General features: G+C 41.3%; 20 protein-coding genes and 2 pseudogenes. 11 read left to right on the top strand and 11 right to left on the bottom strand.

What is annotated here, in order from left to right:
• Positions 1-57: 57 nt before the first annotated feature.
• Positions 58-216, top strand: coding sequence for a DUF4351 domain-containing protein (locus tag ACX27_RS35510; RefSeq protein WP_335337843.1), 159 nt, complete (start codon positions 58-60; stop codon positions 214-216).
• 14 nt (positions 217-230) lie between these two features.
• On the opposite strand, the gene ACX27_RS27275 is transcribed toward ACX27_RS35510, so the two are convergent.
• Both ACX27_RS27275 and hemH read right to left on the bottom strand, forming a co-directional pair.
• Positions 231-809, bottom strand: a complete 579-nt coding sequence (locus tag ACX27_RS27275) for an NADPH-dependent FMN reductase (RefSeq protein WP_062297115.1) — start codon at positions 807-809, stop codon at positions 231-233.
• A gap of 124 nt (positions 810-933) precedes the next feature.
• Positions 934-2100: a ferrochelatase gene (hemH, locus tag ACX27_RS27270; protein WP_062297113.1), complete on the bottom strand. Its 1167-nt coding sequence runs from the start codon at positions 2098-2100 to the stop codon at positions 934-936.
• A gap of 93 nt (positions 2101-2193) precedes the next feature.
• Between hemH and ACX27_RS27265 the strand changes: the two genes are divergently transcribed.
• On the top strand, positions 2194-2817 hold the full coding sequence (locus tag ACX27_RS27265) for a class I SAM-dependent methyltransferase (RefSeq protein WP_062297112.1): 624 nt from the start codon (positions 2194-2196) through the stop codon (positions 2815-2817).
• Positions 2818-2914: 97 nt separating this feature from the next.
• Here the strand turns inward: ACX27_RS27265 and coaBC are convergent, their stop codons facing one another.
• The 3 genes from coaBC to ACX27_RS27250 form a co-directional block, all read right to left on the bottom strand.
• The gene (gene coaBC, locus ACX27_RS27260; RefSeq protein ID WP_062297110.1) at positions 2915-4147 is read right to left on the bottom strand and encodes a bifunctional phosphopantothenoylcysteine decarboxylase/phosphopantothenate--cysteine ligase CoaBC; all 1233 of its coding nucleotides are present in this window, start codon (positions 4145-4147) and stop codon (positions 2915-2917) included.
• A gap of 55 nt (positions 4148-4202) precedes the next feature.
• Entirely contained in the window at positions 4203-4415 is a 213-nt protein-coding gene (gene isiD / locus ACX27_RS27255; protein WP_062297109.1) for a protein IsiD, read from the bottom strand.
• Between the two features lie 154 nt (positions 4416-4569).
• A complete protein-coding gene (locus ACX27_RS27250) occupies positions 4570-5190 on the bottom strand; it encodes an alpha/beta hydrolase (protein ID WP_083468854.1) in 621 nt (206 codons plus the stop codon).
• Between the two features lie 182 nt (positions 5191-5372).
• Between ACX27_RS27250 and ACX27_RS27245 the strand changes: the two genes are divergently transcribed.
• Positions 5373-5723 (top strand): transposase, encoded by a 351-nt coding sequence (locus tag ACX27_RS27245; protein ID WP_062297105.1) that lies wholly within the window; start codon positions 5373-5375, stop codon positions 5721-5723.
• A gap of 22 nt (positions 5724-5745) precedes the next feature.
• Positions 5746-6195: pseudogene (locus ACX27_RS27240) on the top strand (transposase); the annotation flags it as partial.
• Positions 6196-6221: 26 nt separating this feature from the next.
• On the opposite strand, the gene ACX27_RS27235 reads toward ACX27_RS27240, so the two are convergent.
• The 3 genes from ACX27_RS27235 to clpS are packed head-to-tail and all read right to left on the bottom strand — an operon-like array spanning position 6222 to position 7538.
• Entirely contained in the window at positions 6222-7055 is an 834-nt protein-coding gene (locus ACX27_RS27235) for a CPBP family intramembrane glutamic endopeptidase (RefSeq protein WP_062297103.1), read from the bottom strand.
• A gap of 32 nt (positions 7056-7087) precedes the next feature.
• Positions 7088-7264 (bottom strand): hypothetical protein, encoded by a 177-nt coding sequence (locus tag ACX27_RS32615; protein WP_158507427.1) that lies wholly within the window; start codon positions 7262-7264, stop codon positions 7088-7090.
• Positions 7257-7538 (bottom strand): ATP-dependent Clp protease adapter ClpS, encoded by a 282-nt coding sequence (clpS, locus tag ACX27_RS27230; protein WP_062297100.1) that lies wholly within the window; start codon positions 7536-7538, stop codon positions 7257-7259. The genes ACX27_RS32615 and clpS overlap by 8 nt, the downstream gene beginning before the upstream one ends.
• Before the next feature lie 205 nt (positions 7539-7743).
• Here clpS and ACX27_RS27225 point away from each other — a divergent pair, with 205 nt between their 5' ends.
• On the top strand, positions 7744-8094 hold the full coding sequence (locus tag ACX27_RS27225; protein ID WP_062297098.1) for a hypothetical protein: 351 nt from the start codon (positions 7744-7746) through the stop codon (positions 8092-8094).
• A gap of 141 nt (positions 8095-8235) precedes the next feature.
• Here the strand turns inward: ACX27_RS27225 and ACX27_RS27220 are convergent, their stop codons facing one another.
• Positions 8236-9405 carry a pyridoxal phosphate-dependent aminotransferase gene (locus tag ACX27_RS27220; protein WP_062297096.1) on the bottom strand — a complete coding sequence of 390 codons (1170 nt, stop codon included), beginning with the start codon at positions 9403-9405 and terminating at the stop codon, positions 8236-8238.
• Between the two features lie 162 nt (positions 9406-9567).
• A complete protein-coding gene (locus ACX27_RS27215; RefSeq protein WP_062297095.1) occupies positions 9568-9771 on the bottom strand; it encodes a hypothetical protein in 204 nt (67 codons plus the stop codon).
• A gap of 459 nt (positions 9772-10230) precedes the next feature.
• On the opposite strand from ACX27_RS27215, the gene ACX27_RS27210 reads away from it, so the two are divergent.
• The 6 genes and pseudogenes from ACX27_RS27210 (at position 10231) to ACX27_RS27185 (ending at position 17666) form a co-directional block, all read left to right on the top strand.
• On the top strand, positions 10231-10563 hold the full coding sequence (locus ACX27_RS27210; RefSeq protein ID WP_062297093.1) for an STAS domain-containing protein: 333 nt from the start codon (positions 10231-10233) through the stop codon (positions 10561-10563).
• 142 nt (positions 10564-10705) lie between these two features.
• The gene (locus tag ACX27_RS27205; RefSeq protein ID WP_062297091.1) at positions 10706-13327 is read left to right on the top strand and encodes a TIGR03960 family B12-binding radical SAM protein; all 2622 of its coding nucleotides are present in this window, start codon (positions 10706-10708) and stop codon (positions 13325-13327) included.
• Positions 13328-13888: 561 nt separating this feature from the next.
• Positions 13889-15945, top strand: a pseudogene (rne, locus tag ACX27_RS27200) (ribonuclease E).
• An 8-nt stretch (positions 15946-15953) separates the two neighbouring features.
• Positions 15954-16619 (top strand): ribonuclease HII, encoded by a 666-nt coding sequence (locus tag ACX27_RS27195; RefSeq protein WP_062297089.1) that lies wholly within the window; start codon positions 15954-15956, stop codon positions 16617-16619.
• A gap of 81 nt (positions 16620-16700) precedes the next feature.
• Positions 16701-17159, top strand: coding sequence for a hypothetical protein (locus ACX27_RS27190; RefSeq protein WP_062297087.1), 459 nt, complete (start codon positions 16701-16703; stop codon positions 17157-17159).
• A 99-nt stretch (positions 17160-17258) separates the two neighbouring features.
• Positions 17259-17666: a hypothetical protein gene (locus ACX27_RS27185; RefSeq protein ID WP_062297085.1), complete on the top strand. Its 408-nt coding sequence runs from the start codon at positions 17259-17261 to the stop codon at positions 17664-17666.
• Between the two features lie 922 nt (positions 17667-18588).
• On the opposite strand, the gene ACX27_RS27180 is transcribed toward ACX27_RS27185, so the two are convergent.
• The gene (locus ACX27_RS27180; RefSeq protein ID WP_062297083.1) at positions 18589-19176 is read right to left on the bottom strand and encodes a DUF1997 domain-containing protein; all 588 of its coding nucleotides are present in this window, start codon (positions 19174-19176) and stop codon (positions 18589-18591) included.
• Between the last annotated feature and the right edge of the window lie 316 nt (positions 19177-19492).

Genomic DNA, 19492 nt, shown 5'->3' with positions numbered 1-19492 from the left:
GTTATGCAAATCGTGACCAGTTGCATGAGGTAAGGAATACAGCCAGGAGAATAAACACTGATTTTACGCCAACTTAACCGCCGTCTAGGTGAAGTGAATCCGCAATTGCAAGCACAAATTCAAAATTTATCAACTGCGGAGTTAGAAGAGTTGGGTGAAGCGTTGCTAGATTTTTCTAGTATGGCTGATTTAGCAGCTTGGTTTGAAAGTAGATAGTTAAAATAACTCAATTAGTAAGGAGTGCCTTTTTCTCGGCGTTGGCGTTGTAATGCTTCTTCGTACCATTCCAATTCATCTAAAAATTGACCAAATCTCTTGGTCAAACTTGCTTCTTGGGGAGTACCTGATTCATCTAAAGAGTTGCCAATTTTAGAAATGGCAAACATACTGGAAATAGTTACCATTCCCATTTCTCCTAGAAACGAGCGTAACTGTATAGCGGCGCGGACTCCGCCAAAGCCACCAACCGAGTAAGAAACAATCCCAGCCGGACGGAAGTAGTATTCTTCTAGATAATGATCCATCAGATTACTCAACCCTGGCTGAATGGAATGATTGTATTCTCCGGTAATCACAACAAAACCATCAGCTGTGCGGATATGTTCTGCAAGTTCTGTCATCTTTGCCGGAGCTTGACCTGGATCATACTCCTTATACATCCGGTCTAAGATACCAAAGTCATATTCTTTCGCATCAACAAAAATCACTTCATGGTTTCTTTGCTGGAGTTGATCAATTATGAATTTAGCAGCTTTAATGCCTTGGCGATCGCTCCTGTAAGAACCGTAGAAAACTAATGTTTTAAACATGGTCAATTAGAGAGTGGTGATTAGAGAGTAGGGAATGGGGTATGGGAATTACAAGACTTGTATGTGAAAGTTACTCAAAAAATATTACTTTCTCATCCCTAGTTTCCAGCCCCTAACCCCTTCTTCATTGCAAAAGTCCAATCATGTGTAATAAACCATGACCAGTCACTAACTCAATAATTAAAGCAATAAAACCTAACATCGCAATTCTTCCATTCCACACTTCTGCACTGGTAGTCATACCCCATTCCCAACTTTCTGGGGGATACATTTTCACCCTTTTTTTCATTTGGGCTGCTTGTGATAGCTTGAAGTTGGGTTGTTCCAGTGCTTCAATGACTAAATCAGCCAATGCCCTAATAAATACTGGATGAGTATTCGGTGCAGGTGCGCGACGGAAGTTGTGAATTCCGGCTTCTTCAGCGATTTCTCGGTATTCAATATCAATTTCTTGCAGTGTCTCGATGTGTTCGGAGACAAAACTGATGGGTACAACCACAATATCTTTTACGCCTTGTGCGCCTAATTCTTTCAACGCATCTTCAGTATAAGGTTGCAGCCATTCTACAGGGCCGACACGGCTTTGATAAGCCAAGGTGTGAGCATTCGGACGATTGAGGGTCTGCATAATTAAGTATGTGCATTCCTCAATTTCTTGCTGATAGGGGTCGCCTGCTTCTTCTACATAGCTTTTTGGTACACCGTGGGCGCTAAAGAAGATATGCACATCATCAGGGTTAGGAAATTGATCTATTTCCTGGGCGATGAGTTCCGCCATTGCTTGCAGGTAGTTGCGCTGTTTGTACCAAGAAGGAATGACGGTGTATTCAAGATTTTGCAGTTTGGGGTCTTCTTGCCAAAGTTTTTCTAACAACCTGAAGCTAGAACCACTGGTACTGATAGAAAATTGCGGATAAAGCGGCAGAATTACCAGCTTGTCAATTTCATCTTGGGTAAGCTGGGCGATCGCTTCTTCTGTGTAAGGATGCCAATATCGCATACCTACGTAGATGTTAGCCTCTTTACCCAAATCACTCAACTGTTCTCTTAAAGCTTCTCCTTGGGCTTCTGTAATTCGCCGCAAAGGAGAACCACCACCAATTTGCTTATAATTTTCTTGAGATGTTTTCACGCGCCGCGAGGCAATAAACCAAGCTAGGGGTCTTTGCAACCAGCGAAATGGTAGGCGAATGATTTCGGGATCAGAAAATAAATTGTACAAAAACGGCCCAACGTCTTCTAACTTATCGGGGCCACCGAGATTGAGTAATAAAACGCCTACACGACCCATAGCAGTTATTTTCCCCCAACCTTTTCAGATTTTTTACTAATGTTAACAATATATCTTTATTAAATATAAAGCTTAACAGTCAGGAAAGGTGCAATGGCAACAATTTTACGAGATTTAAGTTACCAGTATCAATGGTTGTATGATGCTATTTCCCGCGTAGCAGCTATCAGCGTCGGTGGAGAAAGCCGTTTTCGCCAACTTGCCTTACAAGGCTTAACAATTCATTCAGATACTCAGGTATTAGATTTATGTTGTGGCAGTGGGCAATCTACACAGTTTTTAGTGAAATGTTCACAAAATGTAACAGGATTAGATGCCTCACCAAAATCTTTGCAAAGGGCCAGACAAAATGTCCCGCAAGCCTCATATATAGAAGCCTTTGCCGAAAATATGCCCTTTGCCGATAATTCTTTTGATGTGGTGCATACCAGCGCCGCATTACATGAAATGCACGCTGCACAATTACGACAAATTCTGCAAGAAGTTTATCGAGTCCTAAAACCAGGCGGAGTTTTTACATTAGTAGATTTTCATGCACCAAATAATCCCATATTTTGGCCTGGTGTCTCAGTGTTTTTACTATTGTTTGAAACAGAAACAGCATGGGAGTTAATCAAAACTGATTTACCAGAGTTATTAAAGGAAATCGGCTTCAATGTAGAGAAGATACAATTATATGCAGGCGGGAGTTTACAAGTAATTCACTCCAAAAAATAGCCACCTAAAACTTTCTCTCACTCTTTGCGCCTTTGCGCCTTTGCGCGAGACAAAAATTAATTAACCGCAGATGCACGCAGATGGACGCAGATAAAAATCAAGCATGGCGACTCATCACAAAATCAAATAGATGATGCGCCATTTCTAATTTAGAACAATGGGCAACTTCTAATTGATGATTCTGCCCATCTAAAAATATGGCTTGATTGTTGTTACTCCCAAAACCACTATCTGGTTGATCTATAGGATTAGCAACAATTACATCTAATTTCTTAGTCTGCAACTTTTCCTTTGCAGGGGTGATGATATCTCCTGTTTGTGCAGCAAAACCAATTAATAACTGATGTGGTTGTTTGAGTTGTGCTAATTGGGCAACGATATCAGGTACAGGTTCTACAGGTAAAGCTTGGGGGAGCGATCGCTTGGGCAATTTCTCTGTACTATAGTCTTTGGGCTTGACATCAGCCACAGCTGCCGACATCACAATCACATCAGCATTCGGTAAATATTCCAACATTACCTGTTGCATTTCCTCGGCTGAAATCACAGGTATAGCTTGCACTCCCAAAGGTACATCCCAATTAGCTATACCATGTACTAAAGTCACATTTGCACCACGATGCAAGGCGGCTTGGGCTAAAGCCAAACCCATCTTACCCGTAGAAGGATTACCAATAAATCTTACTGGGTCGAGATATTCTCGCGTTCCCCCAGCACTAATTAATATGCGTTTACCGACTAAATCTCGCTTACCGCCAGTATGTAATAAAGAATGAATGCGGGTGACAATTTCTGCTGGTTCCGCCATTCTACCAGCACCGATGCGATCGCAAGCTAATAAACCTGATGCTGTACTCATCCCATGATAGCGGCTATCTGTTAACAACTGCTGCCAATTGCGCTGCACCGTCAACTGTTCCCACATATCCGTATTCATCGCAGGTGCTAACAATACAGGACAAGTCGAAGCCAACACCGTATTCGTCAGCAAATTATCAGCCATCCCGTAGGTTAACTTAGCTAATGTATTCGCTGTTAAAGGTGCAATTACGATTAAATCAGCCCATTCTCCCAACTCAATATGCAACGGACGGGAGTGAGTTGGTTGCCAAAAATCATTATCTGTATAGGCTGGATGACGGGAGAGGGTAGCTAAAGTCAGAGGCGTGATAAATTCTTGCGCTGAACGGGTGAGAATCACACGAACTTCTACCCCACTTTTAAACAGCGTCGAAACCACCTCACAAACTTTATAGGCGGCGATACCGCCGCCTACACAAACAAGAACCCTGTTGTTGCGATTTTCGCTTGAAGACTGGAGATTAGACATCAGAAAAAAATATGAAGCCTGAAATTAATTTCATACTTCATACTTTAGACTTTATCTAAGCTTCATCGTAAGGTTCTAAATCTAAGAGGTAGATATAGGGTTCAACTAATTCTGGACGCTGAAAGGCGATCGCCCGTAGTAGATGCCAATCATTCAAACCTTCAAAAGCATTGCTATAATTATCAAGTTCCAGACGAGTAGCTAAATCTTCCACATCTGCTGCGGTCATGGCAGCTATTTCATTTCTGGAAATACCTAGAGTCTTCATAATGCTTGCCCCTCCCTTATGCAGCATTTGCATCCAGCTTGGGTGAAGTTGCGCTTGACGTAACCACCCAATCTATATTACTCATTAGACGGCATTTCTTTCGTAAAAATTTGCATGATTTTTACCATAATTGTAAAAAAATTTGTATTTAAGGCTACCCAATTGTCTTTAAAACAAAATTTCGTAACGCTTCTAACATTTGCAGATTAATTTCATGTCCCGCCTCAAATTCCCGGTAATCTACTGTAAAGCCTAGAGAATGCAAGGTTTCTCTCGTTCTGATAGCTGCTTGCAATGGCACAACTTCATCTTGAGTACCGTGCATAACTAAAGTTGGCGGAATCTCCTGCTGTTCTGTAGGTACTGCATCGGGATGTAAATACCCACTCATCACTACTAAACCAGCTAAAGGCAACTTTAGCCCCACTTCTAAAGTCATCGCCCCACCTTGAGAAAAGCCACACAAAATCGTCCGCGATAAAGGTACACCAGTGCTGCTTTCTAAAGATTGCAAAAACTCGGTGAGTAATTGGCGACTTTCGGCTAAACCCTGATACATATTCTCATTTCGCAACTCATACCACGCCTTACCCACAGCAGAATAAGGATGGGGATAAGGTGCATTAGGGAAAACAAACTGGTAAGTAGGTAGCTGGAAATAAGGTAATAAAGATGCCACATCCTCAGCATTAGCACCCCAACCATGCAAAGCGACAATTAAGCCAACCGGGGGCTGAGAATTAGCCGGGGGGACATTGATAAATTGTAGAGACACAGACAGAAATTACTCCCATAATTCAAACCTGTAGTAAATCCTATCTCCATAAGTAGAAATTTTGTATCATATCAAAATTTACGTAGCCGTTATGAACTGCATACCATAGGATATATGAACCTATCCCACTAATACCAGCAATATGATAATCTGCTGTTGATGACGGTAAGTTTGATGAGGGTATGGCTGGGCGATTTGAAGGATTAAGTGACCTGGAGTGGAAGCTGTTTGAAGATATATTCCCCAAAGAACCAGAAAAAAGAGAACGGGGAATGCCTCATGCGCCATTTCGCCATGTACTTAATACATTGCTGTATATATTGATAACTGGATGTCGTTGGTGTGATGTGCCAAAGGGAGAGATTTGGGCATCAAAAAGTGCAGCACATAGATGGTTACAACGTTGGGAAACAGATGGAACGTTAGAAAGTTTACAAGCAAGTACATTAGGAATTGCTCAAGAGAAGGGTTTAATCAACTGGAATTACGGCGCTGTAGACGGGTCTTTTTCCCCCTGGAAAAGGTGGCGGTGAGGGGGTTAAGTATGGGTATAAAGGTAAAGGGATTTTGATCCATACCCTAACAGATGGTAATGGAATGCCTTTAGCTAATTGCACAACACCTGCTAATGGTAGTGAACGAGATCAAGTTATTCCACTAATCGATAGTGTCAAAGTCAAGACTAATAAACCTGGTAGACCTCGTAAACGAGTTAAAGTTCTTGCTGCTGACAAAGGTTATGATTCCAAGGACAAACGTGCTGCTTTACGTAAACTTGGTATTAGACCTCAATTGCCCAAGCGTACTTGGAAGACTCAGAAAAATCGAGGTAGACCAATTAAAATTTCAGTTCCACGCTTTCAGCAAGAACGTTGTTTCGCATGGTTTCAACGAAAATACCGCCGACTTGTAGTTCGTTGGGAGAGAATTGCTGCCTGCTTCAACGGTTTTCTTTCTCTTGCCACAATTCACATCTGGATTAATAGAATTTTATTAGTGGGATAGATTCATGAGATGCTTTGACTGGTATTTTACCAAAGGTGCGATCGCTTCCCTCTCCTGCTCATCCATACCGCCAAAATACTCATCAAAAATAATCCCATCACACCCATTAAAGGATTGTGATATACTCCCGTAACCCAATCAGGCACTACACCCGTATATTTAATTAATCCACCAACATTAATAATGTAGAAACCTCCAACCAAACCACCATGCAAACCAATTGGTAAACCTAAACGCCCTCTACGCCAACGCTTCGCCCATACCTGCGTTAAACCCAAAACTATTAAAGCCGGAAACTGCGGCAGAGTTTGGATAATTGCCTCTAATGGTTTAATAAAGTGCAACGTAGCAAAGATAAGAGCATCCGTCCATAGTGCTACACGCTGGTTGTAGTCGCGTTCTAATTCATCAAGCAACCAGCCGCGAAATAATAACTCTTCAGCAAACCCAACAGCCAAGCCGACAATTACACCTTCGATAACTATTTTTAATAAGAAAATTTTGGGCTGTTGCCATACCAACCAACCTAAAAGACTTTCTATGCCAAAAAGTAGCCAAATATTAGTGAAACCTATAGCCAAGCCACGCAGTAAATCTATCCTGTTGTGTGATGTAGTATCTAAGCCATAATGCTGCAATATCTGAGGTTGCTGGTAGACATATTTACCCCATAGCTTCAACAGAACAATAAATTCTATATATAGTAAAACCATTGTCAAAATACTTACTAAATTAGCATCCTGAACTAGTAAGTAAATTGGGGCAGCAAAAGGCAACCATAACGCCAATAACATTAAAATAAAACAACCCAGCCGAATGGGGGCAGGGCGTTGAGCTAAACGGGCAAGGTTGTTTTTCATACTAAATAGTTTAATAACCCAAAGCCAGACGATTAGAAATCGCGGCTATACAAACAAAGCCCGTCTATGCGGACTAATAAAAAATCTAGAGTTTTTAAACCCATGCAGATGGGTTTTGTCTGTGTAGCCGAGCCAGTGCGTTGGGCGGCTTTGACGACTCCCTCACTGGCGTGCGACTTCCAGTCGCCAAGGCTACTCAAACTACTCATCAGGTTCAATACTGCTGGATAAACCGTGAGTCTTCAATGTTTCACAGTAAAATTCAGCATGTTCTAAAGCGCAGGTAATGACTAAAGCTAACCCGTTTGTATGTGCTTCCATCATGATGCTCACAGCTTGGGGCTGAGTGAGACTTGGTACTGTTGTTAATAATACCTGCACCACGTACTCCATCGAGTTGTAGTCGTCGTTATGGAGCAGAACGCGATACCGAGGGGCGAGCTTGCGGGATGTGGAACTCTTCTCAATGGTTTCGACTGACACGCTTCTTTGCTCTTGTTTCGATGATTTACTACAACGGAATGCCTATTGGCGATCGCTTAACAGCTTAACAGTTATTCACTTATTTTATAACATTAAATTCTAAACTCTCTCTTACCCAAGGATTGCTTCTCAAGACTAGCCATTCTCCACATTAAAATGAGAAAAGCTGCAAAATCATCATTGCTACTGCCTTAGCTAAATCATTATGGATACACGCCCAGATTTTCAACCAGGACAAATTTTGTCTTTAGAGCATGGTGACAAAAATTTGTACGCGGAAGTTATTGAAGTGGTTGTGTCCCGTCAGTTGTGTTGGGTGCGTCCTTTACTGCTGGCTAACCATACTCAAGAACCCCTACAAATTACTGACTTGCGAGACGCATCTGATTTGCTTTGGCCTATTCAATTATTTCGCCCTGCTTTAGATACAGAAGTTATTACCCTGTTGAGTCAGATTTTAGTCAAAGAACCAACAGAGGAACCGGAATTGGCGGCTAAACAACAACTCCATCAATTTATTCAGCAGATGTGGGAAGGTCGAAAGTCTGAAGTATGAAATTTTAGACTTCAAAGTTGCATGATTTCGGGTGTTCCCTCACGCAGAGGCGCGGAGGCGCAGAGTTTGTAATGAGTTAGTTTTAATTTAACCCTATTATTCACCAACGCTAAAATTTTATACTTCATACTTCATATTTTTTTAGTAGCAAATACCAGCATCTTTCATTCGCTCAATAGCTTCTTGCATTCTTTCTTCAGGGATGGTCAAAGCAATACGGAAGAAGCCTTCACCAGATGCACCATAACCGCTACCAGGAGCTACCATAATGCCGCATTTGTCAAGCAACAAATTTACAAATTCCGCAGAAGTATAGCCAGCCGGAACAGGAACCCATACGTAAAGGGTGGCTTTTGGCGGCTGAATCGGCCAACCTAAAGATTGCAATCCTTTAACAATGGTGTCGCGGCGATTTTGATAAACAGACATCAAAGTTTGCAGTTCGGTTTCTGAAGTATTGTAAGCTGCGATCGCAGCTGTTTGAATTGCCTTAAATACTCCTGAATCAACGTTGGTTTTGACTTGCCTTAAACCTTGAATACCCAGCGCATTCCCCACGACAAAACCAACTCGCCAGCCTGTCATATTGTAAGACTTCGACAAACTGTGAAACTCAATGGCAATATCTTTTGCCCCTGGTACTTGCAACACACTCGGCGGTTTATAGCCGTCATAAGCCATTTCTGAGTAAGCATTGTCATGACACAGCAAGATTTTGTACTGCTTACAAAAATCTACCAATTCTGCAAAAAACTCCAGTGTTGCAACTCCCCCAGTCGGGTTATTGGGGTAATTAATCCACAACAGCTTGGCTTTTTGGGCGATTTCTTCGGGAATTGCGTTTAAATCTGGTAAAAACTTATTTTCTGCCTTCAGTGGCATAGTGAACGGTTCACCATCAGCAAAAATTGTGGAAGTGCGATACACCGGATACCCAGGATCGGGGATGAGCGTATAGTCCCCCGCCTCCACAAAAGCTAAAAAAGTATTATGGATTGCTTCTTTAGAACCAATAGAGGCTACAACTTCTGTATCTGGGTTTAACCCAGTTACCCCAAACCGACGTTCCATCCATTTAGCAGCCGCTTGCCGAAATTCTTGTGTTCCTTCGTAGGGCGGATAGTTATGGGTGGCACTATTATCAATTGCTGCGTGCATTACCTGGAGAATATGTGCTGGAGTCGGTTTATCAGGGTCGCCTATTGCCATATTAATGATGTCTACTCCCTCGGCAACGAGTTTGTCTCGTTTACGGTTAATTTCAGCAAAGAGGTAGGGAGGAATTTTTTCTAGGCGTTTAGCGAAGTGCATGGCGACTTAATATTAATGCAAACATTAATGCTGACTAGCACAGTTTACGCCACACCAGGTAACTAAACAGTAAATCTCACAGAAAATTTCAGAGGCTAGAGATTAGAGAACTTGCACCTCATATCGTTACTAACTGCCATCACAAATAAATAATGACAAAAATTAATATCCCCAGCTAGGAACTAGCTTGACTCTACCAGCATCCATTTCTGCCATTAATAATTCCAAAGCTTCGTAGTCTACATCCGAGATATAACCATTTTGAGTTAATTCGGAGTTGATTTCATTTTCTATCTCTGGAGTTAATTTTTTAATATCAAGAGCCTTTTCTACCAGTTGGCGAATAGCATACTTACTCGTTCTCATATCTATTAACCCATTTTAGGTAATACTAAATTATCCGGGATGTAGTTAAGTATAAATTGTGATCCAGATATATAAAATTTGTGATTTAGATCACATTTATTATGCTCATAAATTTGCCTCTATCTTTCTCTTATGGTTTTGCTAATGAGCGGATTTCATCTCATTTTTTCTCCAGATTAACTGTCTGAAGTATCGTTAGATTAAGCTTTCCCAGCAAAGTTACGGTTGAGCAATTTATTTTGTGGCTGTCTATGTTGATTGTTTGAGAAGCAATATTAAAAAAAAAGTATATATGAACACATTTTACCCTGTATTTATGACAATCTTTAAAGATATACCCTTCAGTGATAAAGATTCAGCAAAGAGATGTAAGACGTATGGTCGATGTTTAAAAAAAAGAGATTATGTTCAAATAAATCTCAGGTTAAAGATTTAATAACTCTAATTTAGGATGTCAATATGCAAGCAGTGCTGGAATGCCCAAAAATTGCAGTGATTCGTCCACAGGGCAAACTCAATGCCGCCAACGCATTGGAATTTGAACGAGATTTAACCACAGCATTAACAGCTAATGATGTCGCAATCTTACTTGTGGATTTGGCAGCAGTAGAGTCACTAGATAGTGCAGGATTAATGGCTTTGGTGTCTGCGTTGAAACTGGCGCAAAACTTGGAACGGGGCTTAAGGTTATGTTCTGTGTCTCCAGCCCTGAAAATTATCTTTGAATTAACTCAACTTGATGAAGTGTTTGAGTTTGGAGATAATGCTGAGTCGGTATCAGTTAGCCCTTAAACATAGCATACAAGCAATCTTTGTGGCAAAGGTTTGTAAAGGATGTTTTCAGTTACAAAGATAAAACTATGCTACGACCAAATCAGTGCTAATGTTGGAGGTGATTATCTGTAAATCATAAAAGTAGCTAGAAGATAGCACAGTGGCTGTTGCAGTTGAAAAGTTAATTACATCGGATATTTTAAAACCCGCGCGTTACCTCGGTAACGAACGCCTAGCAGTACATAAGCCTTGGGAAACGGCAGTTGTCAGGTGGGTATTGACCTACCCAGAAGTGTATGAAGTTGGTTCGTCCAACTTGGGGCATATCATTCTATATAACATTTTGAATGCCCAACCGCGCCAACTATGCGATCGCGCTTACCTTCCTGGTACAGACTTGGCAGCAAAACTCCGGGAAACAAACACCCCCTTGTTTGCTGTAGAGTCAAAGCGATCGCTACCAGAATTTGACATCTTAGGTTTTAGTCTTAGTTACGAATTAGGTGCAACCAACATCTTAGAAATGTTGGATTTAGCAGGAATTCCCCTCACATGGCAAGAGCGAGCCACCGGGAATTATCATCCACTAATTTTTGCTGGTGGACAAACAGCAACCTCAAACCCTGAACCCTACACCGACTTTTTTGACTTCTTCGCTTTAGGTGATGGCGAAGAACTCTTACCCGAAATCGGTATGGTGTTGGAAGAAGGCAAACAAGCCAAATTGAGTCGTCGCGATTTATTACTCGACTTGGCACAAATACCAGGGGTCTATGTTCCCCAGTTTTATGATATGGCAGCAGATGGCTTAGTCCATCCCAACCGCTCTGATGTGCCAAAAAGGATTATCAGAAGAGTTGCCACACCCATACCCGCCTATTCTATTGGCTTAGTTCCCTATGTCCAAACAGTACACGATCGCCTCACAATTGAAATTCGTCGTGGCTGCACCCGTGGCTGTCGCTTTTGTCAACCAGGAATGCTTACCCGTCCGGCGCGAGATGTGGAACCAGAAAAAGTTGTAGATGCCATTGAACAGGGAATGCGGGCGACTGGTTACAATGAATTTTCTTTACTATCTTTGAGTTGTTCCGATTATTTAGCCCTACCAGCAGTGGGGATGGAAATTAAAAATCGGTTAAAAAATGAAAACATTTCCCTGTCTTTACCAAGTCAGCGTGTAGATAGATTTGATGAGAATATTGCCAACATTCTCGGTGGTACGCGCCAAGGAGGCTTAACCTTTGCACCCGAAGCCGGAACCCAAAGGATGCGGGATATTGTGAATAAAGGTTTGACGAATGAAGAACTATTAAAAGGTGTGAAAACAGCTTGGGAACAAAGCTGGGATAAAATCAAACTCTATTTTATGATTGGCTTGCCAGGGGAGACAGATGCAGATGTCTTAGGCATTGCGGAAACAGTCCGTTGGCTACAGCGAGAATGTCGGGGTAAAGCCAGAAGACCGCTAAACTTTAACCTAACAATTTCTAACTTTACGCCCAAACCGCATACACCATTTCAATGGCACTCCGTCGCCACTGCGGAATTTGAACGCAAACAAGACCTACTGCGCCAAGAATTCCGCCGGATGCGGGGAGTAAAGGTAAACTTTACCGATGTCCGCATTTCGGCAATGGAAGACTTTATCGGCAGAGGCGATCGCACTTTGGGTCAAGTCCTCCGCCGCGCCTGGGAATTAGGTGCAGGTATGGATTCTTGGTATGACAGTTTAGATAAAGCCTTCACCGCTTGGGGTAATGCGATCGCAGAAGCAGGTCTAGATTGGAAATACCGCCAAGTCGAAAACGGTGAATGGAACTTGTTTCATTCACCAGATCAAAATTCCCCCAACTCCCCACTCCCAACTCCCGACTCCCTCAATACTCCCCTCCCTTGGGATCATATTGATACCGGCATCGACAAAAAATGGTTGAAAGAAGACTTGCAACGCGCCTTAGAAGCAGCAATTGTCCCAGATTGCTCCTTTGAAGGTTGTTCCCATTGCGGTGTCTGCGGCACAGACTTTGGCCACAATATTGTCATTGAGCCGCCGCCAATACCCCAATTTGCAGGTGAGTTTGTTCCGAATACCTCTAAAGTCCAAAGATTGCGTGTCTGGTTTGGTAAGCAAGGTGACATGGCTTTGCTAGGCAATCTTGATTTGCTGCGTTTACTTGACCGAGTTGTGCGCCGCGCCAGTTTGCCAGTCGCTTACACAGGTGGATTTCACCCAAATCCTCGAATTATGATTGCCAGTGCTTTACCTTTAGGTGCTACGAGCAGTGGTGAAATTGTCGATTTTGAGTTAACTACACCTGTAGGCACGGAAGCTTTTCAGGCAAAGTTAGCCGAGGAACTGCCCAGCGATATACCTATATATTGTGTAGCAGAGATAGATTTAAAATCTCCATCTGCTAACCAAGCTTTAGCCGCAGCCGAGTACTTGATTACGGTAGCAGTTGCGAGTGAAACCACAGCTGCACAATGGCAAGCTTGGATTGATGCCCTCTTGGCCAGGGAAGAAATTAACCTAGAACAAACTACCAAATCTGGGAAAACACAAATAGTAAATCTGCGCGATCGCCTGTTTGAATTATCATTAGTAAAAATTAACAACAGTGCCGCCGACTTTACCACTATTCTGCGTTATCTAGGTAGTTGCCGTAATGATGGTGTTTCCTTGCGTCCTGAGCAAGTTCTATCTATGCTAGAAGTAGTTGCCAATCAAGAATTTCAACTTCTGCAAATTCACCGCAATCAGTTAGTTTTGGGAGTATAATCCTTGAAGGGCAACTTGCTAGTAGTTGCCCGGATGTAGCACATCCTGGGAATTGATTTTTAGCAAGGTTGCGTTAGAATGAGGTGAAGAGAAATTTTCTGGCGCTGCATTGAATTCACTAGTTCACTACCCCCTCTACTCAGGGAGCGAAAGCAAAGATACTAGAGAGCAACTTCTAGGATTTTATCCCAGACAAGCTGAAGCGGATTAAAAACAACCTCTCTTGATAGCAACTTGGGTGAACTAGTAACTTAAAAGCAGGCTCCGTCGGCAACTCTCACTCTATATTTTTTTAAACAACTGCTGAATGCCCAATCCCCAGGTGGTGCGGGTATCGCATCAAAAATCAACCACGGACGGTTGATTTATTTACTTAAACAATATGCAGCCGTTCTGGAATAAACAGGCGTGTCAACGCAATTACTCAGTCATTAACTCTTTAACTTTGAAGCTCGGCTTCACAAATTTTATTATCAGCAGTACCTTTAGTAGCTGGCAGGGGCGAGGGATATGACCAACCGCCAGAACTACACTTGTGCTGCCAATTTTTGAGGAAATTGAATGCCAAAACAAATTATCATCGCAGAGCAGCATCAAATCGCTGCCGTATTTTCTGAAGATCAAATACAAGAACTGGTTGTAGCCACAGGCCATCACCAAATCGGTGATATCTACTTAGGTGTAGTAGAAAACGTCTTACCCGGAATTGATGCAGCTTTTGTAAATATTGGTGATCCAGAGCGCAATGGCTTTATTCATGTCACGGACTTAGGCCCATTAAGGTTAAAGCGAACAGCCGCAGCCATTACAGAATTATTAGCACCGCAACAAAAAGTGCTGGTGCAAGTGATGAAAGAGCCAACAGGTACGAAAGGGCCACGGCTCACCGGTAACATTACTTTACCTGGGCGCTATGTAGTCCTGATGCCTTACGGTCGGGGCGTAAATTTATCCCGCCGAATTAAAAGTGAAAATGAACGCAATCGCCTCCGGGCGTAGCAATCTTAATCAAACCGGCGGGAATGGGTTTGTTGGTACGTACAGAAGCCGAAGGCAAACCCGAAGAAGCCATCATGGAAGACTTGGAATTGCTGCAAAAACAATGGGAAGCAATTCAACAAGAAGCGCAATCAACTCGTGCGCCAGCCCTGTTGAACCGAGATGATGACTTTATTCAACGGGTATTACGCGATATGTACGGTGCAGATGTCAACCGAATTGTGGTTGATTCCAGCACTGGACTCAAGCGGGTAAAACAGTACTTGCAAAACTGGAGTGGCGGACAAACACCCCAAGGATTGTTAATAGATCATCACCGCGATCGCTCACCCATCTTAGAATATTTCCGGATCAATGCCGCGATTCGGGAAGCCCTGAAACCAAGAGTCGATTTACCTTCTGGCGGCTACATTATTATTGAACCTACAGAAGCTCTTACAGTAATTGATGTTAACTCTGGTTCCTTCACGCGATCGGCAACAGCTAGAGAAACAGTATTGTGGACAAACTGCGAAGCTGCTACAGAAATTGCCCGTCAATTGCGACTGCGGAACATTGCTGGGGTAATTGTTGTTGACTTCATTGATATGGAATCACGACGTGACCAATTACACGTCCTGGAACATTTCAACAAAGCCCTAAAAGCAGATAAAGCCCGTCCCCAAATTGCCCAACTCACCGAACTCGGCTTAGTCGAACTGACTCGCAAGCGCCAAGGGCAGAACATTTACGAATTGTTTGGCGGTACTTGTCCAACCTGCGGTGGTTTAGGTCACATTGTTCATCTCCCAGGGGAAACCGAAACCCGCTTACCCACACCAGCAGAATTACCAGAACGTTTTGTACCTCTACCACAAAGAGAACCTCGTTTACCTGTAGCACGGATTTCCGAACCTAGAGAAAGCTTTGATAGCTTTGGTGATAGTTTTGATAGTGACAGCGATTTAAGTGCTTTAAATTTAGTTAATCATCCCAGCTATCACGAACTGGGTGATAACAATAAACGTGGCAACCGCACCCGTCGCCGCAGAATTGGTATTAATGGCGCAAATGGTAAAGATGAGTCACGCCTAGCACCTAATTCTCTCGGTTTTGATAGTGATACTGACCTAGACCTGGATAATGAAGTTGACTTAAGCCCAACACCAGATATCCCTGCACCCACATTAGGTAAATCAGGCTGGACAGAAAGAGTCGAACGCAATAAAGTCATCAAAACAGAACCAGTCAAACCAGTGGTAGAACCACCGGAAATTAGAACTGTAGAAATGACGGTAGAAGAACAAGATGTTTTTGCATTGATGGGAATCTCTCCCTTAGTAAAATTAGACCGGGAAGTCAAAAATCCCAAATCAGTGATTATTAACATTGTTCAGCCCGGGCAAGGGACAAGCACATTATCAGAACCGCCTCCAGAGGTGGCTATTCCTGAAACATTTACTCAGCCCATCACTCCGCCACCTGTAGAACCAGAGGCCAAATCTTTACCAGAAGAACCAATAGAGTCAGAGGGATTTGCACCAACTCTTGAAGACACGGAAGCAAATCTGACTGCTACAGGTAGCCGACGCCGTCGCCGTCGTTCCTCGGCTGTAGAATCTGGTTCTGAGGAAATTTAAGATGCTTTATGGTAGAGATTCAACAAACTGCTGTTAATTCCCTACCAAATTTAGGTAAACCAGAATGGCTAGAGTTTTCGTCCACTTTAGCGGGGATGTCTGGCTTAATTGCTGGCATCGATGAAGTTGGGCGTGGCGCTTTATTTGGCCCTGTAGTTGCAGCAGCCGTCATTCTCCCAGCAGATGCTTTCGCCCAATTGATTGCAGCTGGTATTAAAGATAGTAAAAAGCTTTCCAGTTCTAAAAGGGCGAAATTATCCGCACAAATTTGTGAATCAGCAACAGACTGGAGAATCGGTTTTGCTGCAACTGCGGAAATTGATCAAATAAATATTTTGCAGGCGACACTGTTAGCCATGAAACGGGCTGTACTCAAACTAAAAGTACAGCCTGTAATTTGCTTGGTTGATGGTAATCAAGCAATGAAAGATTTGCACATACCCCAACAAACAATAGTCAAAGGAGATGAGCGATCGCTTTCTATCGCAGCTGCTAGTATTGTGGCTAAAGTCTGGCGTGACGAGTTGATATTACGTTTAGCAGCAAAATATCCGCAGTATGACTTGGCAAAGAATAAAGGATACGGTAGCCCAAAACATTTACAAGCATTGCGAGAATACGGCGCTTCATCTTTGCATCGTAAATCTTTCAGCCCTTGCCAAATTCAGCAGTGATTTGCATAATTTGTGGTATTGAGTGGTAGGTGCGATCGAGCTTTATAGTTTTACTTTTTTCCTAACAAAGATTAAGTAAAAATGGCAGAAAATACTTCTCCAGCCAGAAAGTTTCGGAAATCAATTCTTTCAGAATTTCAAAAATATGTATCAAATACTAATGCTGAGTTTGATACAGAATTTTATACATATCTAGAATGTGAGTATGACAAAGTAAAAATTAAACTATCGAAACTATTTAATGAAGGTACCTCAGAGTTATTATTAAAGGCTGAAAAAAATGGGTTATTTCTAATTAGCGTTGAACTTTTCACATTTGGAAGATTGGATGTTGCTGAAGATATTTTGGATAACATTCCAGGTAAAAGAGTAACAGCTAGTCATTTGGCTGGCATTTTGAATAGACTGTTACCATTACCTCCTGGTTTCAGTCCATTTGAAAATCCCAACGCAATTAAGCAATGGTTAGAAGAAAAACGCTCTATGTTGAAGTGGGATGAGAGTTTAGAAAGGTATATCTTGGAAGACGGGCAATATTAACACGAAACATCGAATTAGTATAAAAATTCAGAACTATTAGTAAAGATAAATTAGAATTAGTAAAACTGAATTTAACCTATTAAATACATTTAAAAAGCTATGTCTCGTCAACTAGCAATCATTATTGAGAATGAAGGTGCGATGAAATTAACCTCGAATATGGATTTAAAAAATGAAGGACTTATTTTCGGTAATAACTTACCTGTAGCAGATATTTTACTTGAAGATATTGCACTAGAACTAGGGATTGTTCCTCTTAGTGCATTTATTAAATATGAAGATGACGACGAAGAATTACAAAATAATCTTCGATGGTATGAGCCACAACAGGGATTGGATACTGTTGAGAAGCTCTTTTCATATCTTCTTGTCCATCCTCAAGTTGATAAAAGCCCTGAAGGTAGATGGTGGGTTTTGTGGGACTTGCGTGCTGTGGAATTAATTTTACGCAAAGCTGTAGAAAGACAAACTCGCTTTTATTTTTTAGAATGGGAACAATTGTACTAGCATTATAGTCTAAAACAGACATATAAAATTTTTGTGATTAGTAGTCAAGACTCCTTGATGTTTAAAGATCCTATATCTTTAAACACAGCATAAAATGACATACAGTATTTAATTTGTTCCCAGTTGCTTCCTTTATCACGAAACAATAAATAGTATCCACAGATAGGGTAAGCAATGTGGATGAGTGCATATTTTAATGATGAGCTAAACCCTACACGAGACAGGGTAAACGCACCACGAGCTTTATTAATTTCTTCAGGTGCAAGCTCAGAAACAAAGCGATATCCATTCTCAACGTAAAATCGCTTCTCTAGAGTCCACTGACACGCATTTTTGGTTTCATAATCCTCTATCAGACATTTATGTATTATTAGTTTGTATTTAAGCTCACCCAGAATTGTTCTTTGTCATTAGTCCGATGTAATCGCTCATCGGAGGTGTAGTCATTAAAAATAGTGTCAGGTCGATTAAATAAAAACAAGTTTGTTTGTTGACAAACCGCAGTATAAATTTCGTATTCAGTCGATGAAATGCAATTTTTATTTTCCATCAAGCTTTACTCTAAAGCTAGTAGCCAATAACTAGAGGCAACAAATTTTTGTTAACACACATGATAGTTCTTTTGTAAAGTATAAAATGTCTAACAAAGTCTCTGTCTCTGATGAATATAAAATGTATCAGATAGTCGTGAGATTGAATTGCTTACTATTAACTAGTTATTTTTTATCAAACCGAATATTTAATACCCAAGTAAGTATTTTTTAGGGTTGCATATATGCGGGATGAATTAAGCCTTTTTAGCAAGGTTAAATATCGGTTTTTTGCGCCTCTGCGCGGCAGTCGCTACAAGTCAGGAAACCAACCAACGCGCTGCCTTGCCTTTACGCGAAACAAAAAACATCCCACTAATCCGCAATGGCCATTATTCTAAATTCAAAATTGGTAAATCGCCACTATTATCTTCTAGTCCTTTTTCTGCCATTTGCGATGTTACCCAATGACGATAATCTATGAGTAGCTGATGCAACAATCTTTGCTTAACTGTAACTAGCACACTCTTAAGTAAACCATTGCCAGTAGCTTCTAAAATTGGCTTTGGGGTCAGAGAAAATGGTGGAGGTAGTTCTACTTGTACTTCTAAATCAGCTTTTCCTTCTAGACGAGTACCACTAGTAGATTGATGGGGTGATAAATAACCTTTTAAATTGAGGCTAAAACGTTGGTTAATATACTCAAAACCGAGGATTTCACAACCTACTGAACGTAAATAAATTACACTATTTGATTCTGCCCAAACCCTCATATCTACAGTTGGTTGAATACTTAATGTCATAAAAGATAGAGGACGCATTTTTAGCCGAAATACTTCCTCAGAAAGCTGTTGGACACGACTGTTATCAACTAAAGCATTCACCAATCTTTGAGGCTGCCGCAAGTAATGTTGAATAGGGATAGGCTGTTGCGGTACAGGAATTTTTACCGATTGAGAAGCAGTAAATCTTGTAGGCATGATTTTGCAGACAGCAGTGATTTGATACTTTTATATGGTAATAAATTTAGTGCAATTATTATTTTAATATACTGAAATAATAAGCATAGATATTTTTTATGTCTGACTTACGACTTTAATCATAGATTTATTGAATTGAAAGATTTTTAAAATAAATTATTAATATTTTTATAATTATAAATCAAATTGCAGCGATTTTACAAAAATTATTTTTCAGTATAAAGAACAAAAATATAAAAAAATAATACCAGTATAAAAACAAAATGATCAATGAGAGAACAAATTTCATCTCTCTGCTATATCTCTACTCACTGCT

The organism is Nostoc piscinale CENA21, assembly GCF_001298445.1.
In the GTDB taxonomy this organism is placed as follows: Bacteria; Cyanobacteriota; Cyanobacteriia; order Cyanobacteriales; family Nostocaceae; genus Nostoc_B; species Nostoc_B piscinale_A.
Note: the sequence above shows the minus strand (reverse complement) of the source record. Positions and strands in the feature narration are given on the sequence as shown.

Excerpts from the sequence above, each read along its gene's own strand:
- coaBC (WP_062297110.1), bottom strand. The coding sequence starts at position 4,147 with ATGTCTAATCTCCAGTCTTCAAGCGAAAATCGCAACAACAGGGTTCTT.
- ACX27_RS27265 (WP_062297112.1), top strand. The coding sequence starts at position 2,194 with ATGGCAACAATTTTACGAGATTTAAGTTACCAGTATCAATGGTTGTAT.
- ACX27_RS27225 (WP_062297098.1), top strand. The coding sequence starts at position 7,744 with ATGGATACACGCCCAGATTTTCAACCAGGACAAATTTTGTCTTTAGAG.
- ACX27_RS27220 (WP_062297096.1), bottom strand. The coding sequence starts at position 9,405 with ATGCACTTCGCTAAACGCCTAGAAAAAATTCCTCCCTACCTCTTTGCT.
- ACX27_RS27190 (WP_062297087.1), top strand. The coding sequence starts at position 16,701 with ATGGCAGAAAATACTTCTCCAGCCAGAAAGTTTCGGAAATCAATTCTT.
- ACX27_RS27210 (WP_062297093.1), top strand. The coding sequence starts at position 10,231 with ATGCAAGCAGTGCTGGAATGCCCAAAAATTGCAGTGATTCGTCCACAG.
- ACX27_RS27180 (WP_062297083.1), bottom strand. The coding sequence starts at position 19,176 with ATGCCTACAAGATTTACTGCTTCTCAATCGGTAAAAATTCCTGTACCG.
- ACX27_RS32615 (WP_158507427.1), bottom strand. The coding sequence starts at position 7,264 with ATGAGTAGTTTGAGTAGCCTTGGCGACTGGAAGTCGCACGCCAGTGAG.
- ACX27_RS27215 (WP_062297095.1), bottom strand. The coding sequence starts at position 9,771 with ATGAGAACGAGTAAGTATGCTATTCGCCAACTGGTAGAAAAGGCTCTT.
- ACX27_RS27185 (WP_062297085.1), top strand. The coding sequence starts at position 17,259 with ATGTCTCGTCAACTAGCAATCATTATTGAGAATGAAGGTGCGATGAAA.
- hemH (WP_062297113.1), bottom strand. The coding sequence starts at position 2,100 with ATGGGTCGTGTAGGCGTTTTATTACTCAATCTCGGTGGCCCCGATAAG.
- ACX27_RS27235 (WP_062297103.1), bottom strand. The coding sequence starts at position 7,055 with ATGAAAAACAACCTTGCCCGTTTAGCTCAACGCCCTGCCCCCATTCGG.
- ACX27_RS27195 (WP_062297089.1), top strand. The coding sequence starts at position 15,954 with ATGGTAGAGATTCAACAAACTGCTGTTAATTCCCTACCAAATTTAGGT.
- ACX27_RS27275 (WP_062297115.1), bottom strand. The coding sequence starts at position 809 with ATGTTTAAAACATTAGTTTTCTACGGTTCTTACAGGAGCGATCGCCAA.
- ACX27_RS27245 (WP_062297105.1), top strand. The coding sequence starts at position 5,373 with ATGGCTGGGCGATTTGAAGGATTAAGTGACCTGGAGTGGAAGCTGTTT.
- isiD (WP_062297109.1), bottom strand. The coding sequence starts at position 4,415 with ATGAAGACTCTAGGTATTTCCAGAAATGAAATAGCTGCCATGACCGCA.